The following is a 7389-nucleotide window of genomic DNA, read 5'->3' as shown; positions in this document are numbered from 1 at the left end:
AGATCAGATAATTCGGCCATAGGTTATTATATATACATCATCAAACACACATATATTGATGGGTGTCCCAATATCAGAAAGTCACAAGCGTAGGGTATTCACCGCGTGATGGCTGGAGTGTTGACGACACCAGCGGGTATCGCATATATTAGTCTATTTTTTATTAGTGGCATCATCTGTTTTGCGGCTATTCCGCGTGCGAGGATGATCTCCGACGCCGACATCCGTCGTGGCTTGGTCGGAATGCTCGTAGCGACGGGAATCTGGGGAATATTCAAAACGGGATACTTTCTTGTGCCGGATCCACTCAAGGAGCCCGCGTATATTATTGGACTCGTGTTCGGATTCGGGACCGTTTGGGCGTGGTTGTACTTCGCATCCGCTTATAGCGGCCGGCAACTACATCAGAACTCAAGTATACGTCTCCTCAGTACCGGCGTGTTTCTCACCGTGGTAACCGTGAAGGTTACCAATCCGTTACACGGCCTCTATTTTACAATCAGTGAAGCTACCACGCCTTTTCGCTATTTGGCGATCAACCACGGTATAGTCCACTGGATAGCAACTGGGTTCTCGTATGTGCTCGCAGCCGTCGGCCTATTCATGATATTCGAAGTATATGTGAAGTCGGAGTATGACTCACGGCTGCTGGCTGGCATGACCGGCCTCCTCGGCTTACCTGTTATCTTTGATCTCATCGCTATTACGACACCGACGTTGATTGAGTTCATTTACGCGCCGGTTGGGGTAGCAGGGTTCGCGGTCGGAGCAGTGTTCCTGTTCGGCGATCGGCTCCTAGCAGTCGGCGCGGCCTCCCAAGCCGGCAACTTGACCCTGATCGTCGACGACGATGGTCGGATCAAAGACTACTCAGCCGCGATGGTAGACTCGTTTCCGGATCTTGGTGGATCAGTCGGCGAGAGCCTCGAAGATGTGTTTCCGGAACTCCGTGCGGCCCAGAACGGGACAAAAAACGTCGTCACGCAGAATAACGGCACTCAGCCGAGCCACTACCTCGTGTCGTCACAATCAATGGGTGTCGGGGGATCAGAGACAGATGTCTTGACTCTCAATGACATTTCAGAACGCGAGCGGCAGCGTCAGCAACTGCTAAAGCGAGAACGCGAACTCGACCAACGCAACGAGCTCTACCGGGCCATTCTGGCTGCGAGCTTCTCGTTCGTGTTCCGAATCGACATCGAGATGCGATTCAATTACGTGTCCGAGTCGGCCGAATCATTCGTGGGATACGAGCCTGAGGAGTTGACTGGCGAGCACATATCAGTACTTGCCGCAGATGACGAGAGCCTCACAACAGCAGTGGAGCGTCTCGACGAGGTCACAAATGGCCAGACGGCTCAGATACGCGACCACCCTATCGTGACACAGTCGGGTCGCACCACTTACATCGACATGCGGCTCGTTCCAATTTACGACCCTTCTGTGAGCCGCGACAAGCGGACGGCCGACGACGTCACAGAAGTCCAAGTGATGGTTCAAGACGCGAGCCAGCGACGAAAGCGCGAGGGCCTGATCAGCGTATTAAATCGCGTGTTACGACATAATGTTCGGAACGAACTGACGGTGATTAATGGCCGTGCCGAACTGCTCGCAAACGAGCTTGACGGAGGTGCTAAATCGAGCGCTGAGACGATCGTTCAGGCTGGTGAACGCCTGTTGGACATTGCTGAGTCAGCGCGACAGATCGAAGAGAACCGGGAGGTCTCGCCGGAACTTCAAGCAGTCGATATTATTCCGACCGTCAGCGATACGATCGAAAGACTCGAACAGCGGCACCCGGAAGTGGGAGTGACAACCGAGCTACCAGACACTGCGGTCGCCGAAACTTTACCACGGATCGGGACGGCCATGTGGGAGTTGCTCGAAAACGTTGCGGAGCACACCGGCTCGGACCCGGTCGTCAAGATAACTGTAATCAAGCGTAATGACTCAGTTGTGCTGACCATCGCGGACGAGGGGCCTGGAATCCCGAAAGAAGAAGAAGAAGTTCTGGTTAAAGGAAAAGAGCAACCATTAGTCCATGGCCAAGGACTCGGTCTCTATCTCGCGTATTGGATCGTCGTCACGGTAGGGGCGGACATCGAAGTGTCCGGATCTGAATCAGGGACAACCATCCAGATCCACCTCCCAACCCCTACGGACTCCTCATAAAATATTCTCGACTGTTCATCTTTATTAAATCATATTATCAAATCCGAGAAATATACTGCGGCTTTAGCTGTAGGATGATCCGGTGTGTCACCTCGCAAAGCCTACTATGCGACTTGACGACTATCCCAAACGAGACGGGAAGCGGGTCTGGCTCAGCCAGAGCGACGAGAACGACGAGGTCGCAGCGTTCATCGACGAGGCGAAGTCCCCAGAGCAGGAGATCGCGTTTCGGCTCGGCGTTCAGGCCGGACTCCGTCGCGAGGAGATCGCCAGCGTCACGGGCAACGACTTCACGTACGCCCCGACGGCTTCCTCCGCGTGTGGAACGACTACCCGAAGCGCGGGCAGTACCGCGAGACGCCGATTCCAAAGGAACTCGCCAGTTCCGTCCGGACGCTCTCATACGAACGCGACCCCGATGAGCCGATCGTCGACGTCGAGCCGAACTCAATCTATCGCTGGGTGAAGCGCGCCGGCGAACGCCGGTACGCGGCGACTGGCGACGAGGGGTGGACTCTCCTCGACGTTCACGATCTCCGTCGGACCTGGGGTGGTCATCTGCTGTGGAACTGTGGTGCTCTTCCTGCCGTCGTGATGAGTTGGGGCGGCTGGGAAGACTGGGAGACGTTCAGAAGCCACTATCTCGGAATGATGAGCCCGGCAGCTGCGGAACGCGAGCGCGAGAAGATCTCGTTCGTCCCGGGGACCGTCGAGTCCGACCCGGGTGCGGATCAGGTTTTCGAGCCGACAGTTCAGTCGCGTTCTTTGTACTGATTTATACGCCTAATGGTGGGCCAATTCGGCTCTGCTGAAATATTCAGCGAGTGATATATTTTGACCCAGTCGCGGTCAGTACAGGCAATTCACGGGTCGCACAGCAGAGGATATCAATGGAGTGATTTGTTCTCCAAGACCAGTAGATATATTTTTGAATGTTAAAAGTTGAGAGTATGGATTTCGAAAGAACAGCAGATCTCGTTATGACTGTTCTTCCGCTCCCTGTTGCGCTCTGGATGGGACTTACTGGGAACCTAGTCAGCGTGCTTGGGCTTCTCTCGTTCAGTACGATTGCCCTCTTACGCCGTCGCTCCACAAGAGTCCGACAGTGGACGAATCAGCATCAGTGGTTGTTTTTGACAATTCTAACACCGATCGCAGTGGCCACGACGTTAGACGCGATGCGTTGAAGCGATCAGTACGCAGCTCTCATCGACCATTTGTTTCATATAATATTATGTCTGAAGAATATGATTCCAACAGAGCCGCCAATTTGTAAATGGCTCTTGCCCAACCTGGCGAAATAACTATTCGATATGTGATATAGGCTGCTACTGACTGCTGAATATAGAGCGTGAAGTCAGCACCCACCTAGCGTCAACCTCACACTGAGACGTCCGCGTCGGTCGACTATCAACTGTACATATTTTCGGGCAAGTTTGTCTGAGGATGGGGCCAAGCTTGTTACAAGAGACCCCGGGGTGCGCTGATCGGGCCAACTGCTCTCTATGCGTGCCTGTTAAATAGTAGTCTCTGACTCACCAGTTGAAGATGCGTCAAAGAGGGTAATTGTGACGGTGGTGCCGTTTGATGTGTCGAAAGAGACGGTACCGTCAAGAGTGCGGACGGCCCAGGTAAGTTGCCACAATCCCAGACCCGTGCCGTGTTGTAGTGCTGTCTCAGTGCTGGTTTCGAGCGCAGATAGTTCCGACTCGGGAATCCCCGGGCCATCATCGGTGACCTGGATTTCGCATCCGTCAGGCGTCTGCCGGAGAGACGTTGTCACGTTCGTAGCGTGTGTGACCGCATTGTCGACGGCGCTTTCTATAGCCGCTTCGAGGGCGGCACCGTCTGTCGAGATCATCAACGAGTCGGGTGCTTCGACAGCGACCAAGGAGTCGTAGGCGGCCACAGTGCCGCGGAGCAGCTCGGCGACATCGACGGCGACGTTTTCGTGCGTCTCTGAGAGAAGTCGGTCGATCGTCCGCGCGCGGTTACTCATGTGTGTGATGCGATCGGTCGCCTCAGTTGCGGCGTCCGCGTGGTCGTTATCGATGGCCTCGAGATGAGCGTTGACGACATCGATTTGATTACGTAGGTTGTGCCGCAGAACCCTGTTAAGCACCGCGAGTCGTTCTTTGCGAAGTTCTCGTTCGGTCACTTCTCGGAGGCTGATCACGGTACCCAACTGCTGGTCATGCTGGTCGAGTACCGTCGACACCTGCGGGTCAAACTTCGCTGACGTACCCTCAACATTGAGTTCGAGCGTCTCGGTTGCTCGCAGCCCGTCCACACTCGTTCCGACGGTATCTTCGACGGTAACGGTGCCGGTAGACGGGTCGGAGTCCCCCGACGCAGTGCGCGCACTCTCGTTTGCTCGCACCACGCGGTGCTCGTCATCCGCTATTAGCACCAAGTCGTCTGTCTCGTCTACGACATCCCGTTCGCCGACGACGCCGACGGCAGGGGATTTTTTGAACGCGTCGAACCGAAACACCGCGAGTCCAAGCCCACCCACCGCGCCGAGAGAGCCAAGCACATAGGCGGCCCCTCCCGCTGCTTGACCGAGTTGAGCAGTATACGGAATATTGCTCCAGAACAGCCACATCGCCGCTGGTGCCACAGCAAAGGCAATTCCTTGCCATGCTGTTAGGTGGTCATACCGACGTGTCGCTCGCACCACCAGCACGATCCCGGCTACAGCCAGCGTCACTGCGTAATAACGGGTAGTAATTCCAAGGAGTCCGAGAACCTGCGTTGGCACTAGTGATACTCCGGTTAGTAGACCCTGTAGAGTAAGCACCAAAAGCGGAAACGCAATCAGCGCACCCGTCTTGAGCGAAAGCGAGACGAACCGTCCCGTGTACCGAAGTGCAAACATAGCCCACAAAGCGGCGGGGAGGATCCAGACAACTGCCAGCCACCGCCCGACCGCACCCCCAAAGTCGGTCACTGAGATAAGATCGGTGAGGATGCCGACACTGACGAGTCCGAGACCGACCCCGATCAGCGCAGTGTATCCTGTGAACCACGCAGCCCCTGGTTCGTTGTAACGGTGAGCGACCGTCGCACTGATAGCCGAGATACCCACTGCGTTCCCGATAGATATTGCTGCGGCGATTCCAACGATCATGAGGCATCATACATTCTCGCCTGCTAATAATGTGAAGCGTTCCGGTACAGGATATACAAATTATATTGACCGATTGACTGGGCCGCCGTCCTGACGAGAGCCAGCGCGAGACTTGCGCCCTGTATTCATCACGGAATATTCTATCAATTTGCGAATAGTAGTGTTTCACTGAGTTCGGGAAGAGGCTTGTAGATTTGATTTTACTGTTCAGAAAACCCCGTTTCCTGAACGGTTAGGCTTGGGGACACCTGTTTACTTCTCGTTGAGTTTCAAGATAATTCCCAAATTTGAGTGGTAGTGTGATGTGGTGTGTTTCAGTATTCTACTTCCACTCGCGTCGAATGTATGCTTCACGGGCCCGCAGCCGGACCGGTGGAGACCGTCGTGCTCGTGACCGCGGTCGCGGGCGCGCTCGGACCCTCCTGGACATCGGCTTCGCCCCGACGTCGACCGCCGCACCGATCCTCGTGGTTTCCAGCCTCACCGTCGGCATGCGCCTCGGCGAACGCGTGAGCGAACGACTCCAGCGCGAGGTCGTTCACGCCCTCTTCGCGATCGTCGGGAGCCGGCTGATCCTCGGTGGTGCGAGAGTCGCCTAGCCGGTACCGCTGGTCGCCGACGAGCCCTATCGACACGTACACAATGATATAGACGCCTCATGATACGACATACCAGCCGCTATATCCGATTCGCGAGACATCCCCATATGGCTCGCCATCTTCCAGAACTGTTCGCAGTCGAGACGCGACAACCGACGCACCGCCGTCGGGTGCTCAAGAGCACCGTTGGTATCACAACAGCGGGTGCGCTCGGGGCCGTGTACACCGACGGTGGGGTGGAACCCGAGGGCACTAACGAGACGAGTGACGCAACAGCCACGCAACGTCGGGACAGCGGGGCCGGTCCGGCAGACGCCACTCCACCCGGTGAACTCACGCTCATCGCGCACCGTGGCTTCGCGGGAGAGAACCCAGAAAACACCGTCACCGCTGCTCAAGCGGCGGCAAGCGAGAGCAGATCGACGGATGACGAGGGAACGACGACCCGCCAAGCCGATGTTATCGAGATCGACGTCGTTCCGACAGCCGACGACGACGTCGTCGTGTTTCACGACAACAACTTAGCAGGACGCAACGGCGGTGAGCGCGGACTCACGGACGAGACGGGCGTCGTCTGGGAAACCGAGACGATGACCGTCACTGGTGCGGAGGTACTCCGGAGCGGCGACACGGTACCGCGCCTGTCAACGCTCCTCGAAGCCGTCCCTCCCGAGGTCGGAGTCAACGTAGAATTGAAAAACCCCGGCCGGTACGACCTGCGGTTCGACGAGAAACTCTCTCCGGACGCGCTTGCTGACCGCAGAGTTGCTTGGCAGCCATTCGTAGACCGAGTTGTCGACATACTCGACGCTCACGACAACGAGTTTCTTTGTTCGTCATTCTGTGAGGGTGCGCTGGCCGCGACGCGCGACACGTCATCGTATCCGGTCGCTCCTATCGTCTACGAGTCGGTTGGCGACGGACTCGCTATCGCTCGGGCACACGACGCCGCAGCGGTCCACGCTCCGATGAAGGTAATATTCGGAACTCCGTTCCACGATCCGGCGGTCACCGCCGGCGTGGACCTCGTCGCCGAGGCGCACGCGGACGGACGTGAGGTGAACGTGTGGACAGTCGATACGTGGTATCAGGCCAGTCGGCTTGCCGCCGCCGGCGTCGACGGCATCGCCGCCGACTACTCCGGTCTGCTCCCCGCTTCCGGTGAGACGTCTGCCGGAGACACGCAGTCCTGAGCACGACGCGAGCGGCCGGTCGACGGAGACCAGGTGTGAGCGCGCCGACGCGGCCCCACTTCTGTTAGCGGCGTCCTTCGATCGACTCTTGTTCGTCCGCCGTCGATTCTCGTCGATTAAGTCTTCGTGGCCACGACGAGTTAGTGTGCGGCGGTGTCGATGAGGTCGTCTCAGCGATATTTCTCAAAATACCCCAGAACTCTCTGGATCGGTATGTACAGGTACGTATTGAGGCCGAAGTAATTGTAGCAGTGCTTACCATTCACTACTAATAATTTCAAATATTATAAAATCT

The 7389-nt window shown here is 56.5% G+C and carries 5 protein-coding genes; 3 read left to right on the top strand and 2 right to left on the bottom strand.

Going from position 1 to position 7389, the window contains the following annotated elements:
- Window positions 1-108 precede the first annotated feature (108 nt).
- Window positions 109-2172, top strand: coding sequence for an ATP-binding protein (locus B9H04_RS16845; protein ID WP_049933165.1), 2064 nt, complete (start codon window positions 109-111; stop codon window positions 2170-2172).
- A 318-nt stretch (window positions 2173-2490) separates the two neighbouring features.
- Window positions 2491-2946 carry a site-specific integrase gene (locus tag B9H04_RS16840; RefSeq protein WP_211216884.1) on the top strand — a complete coding sequence of 152 codons (456 nt, stop codon included), beginning with the start codon at window positions 2491-2493 and terminating at the stop codon, window positions 2944-2946.
- A 742-nt stretch (window positions 2947-3688) separates the two neighbouring features.
- On the opposite strand, the gene B9H04_RS16835 is transcribed toward B9H04_RS16840, so the two are convergent.
- Both B9H04_RS16835 and B9H04_RS16830 read right to left on the bottom strand, forming a co-directional pair.
- Window positions 3689-5302, bottom strand: a complete 1614-nt coding sequence (locus B9H04_RS16835; RefSeq protein ID WP_049933166.1) for a sensor histidine kinase — start codon at window positions 5300-5302, stop codon at window positions 3689-3691.
- A gap of 350 nt (window positions 5303-5652) precedes the next feature.
- The gene (locus tag B9H04_RS16830; protein ID WP_049933168.1) at window positions 5653-5943 is read right to left on the bottom strand and encodes a hypothetical protein; all 291 of its coding nucleotides are present in this window, start codon (window positions 5941-5943) and stop codon (window positions 5653-5655) included.
- A gap of 65 nt (window positions 5944-6008) precedes the next feature.
- Between B9H04_RS16830 and B9H04_RS16825 the strand changes: the two genes are divergently transcribed.
- Entirely contained in the window at window positions 6009-7094 is a 1086-nt protein-coding gene (locus B9H04_RS16825; protein WP_080508673.1) for a glycerophosphodiester phosphodiesterase, read from the top strand.
- Window positions 7095-7389: the final 295 nt, after the last annotated feature.

Source organism: Halorubrum ezzemoulense DSM 17463, assembly GCF_002114285.1.
In the GTDB taxonomy this organism is placed as follows: Archaea; Halobacteriota; Halobacteria; order Halobacteriales; family Haloferacaceae; genus Halorubrum; species Halorubrum ezzemoulense.
This window is presented reverse-complemented; position numbering and strand designations above follow the sequence as displayed.

Bases quoted from the DNA above. Each gene is read 5' to 3' on its own strand.
- B9H04_RS16845 (WP_049933165.1), top strand. From the start codon at position 109: ATGGCTGGAGTGTTGACGACACCAGCGGGTATCGCATATATTAGTCTA.
- B9H04_RS16835 (WP_049933166.1), bottom strand. From the start codon at position 5,302: ATGATCGTTGGAATCGCCGCAGCAATATCTATCGGGAACGCAGTGGGT.
- B9H04_RS16825 (WP_080508673.1), top strand. From the start codon at position 6,009: ATGGCTCGCCATCTTCCAGAACTGTTCGCAGTCGAGACGCGACAACCG.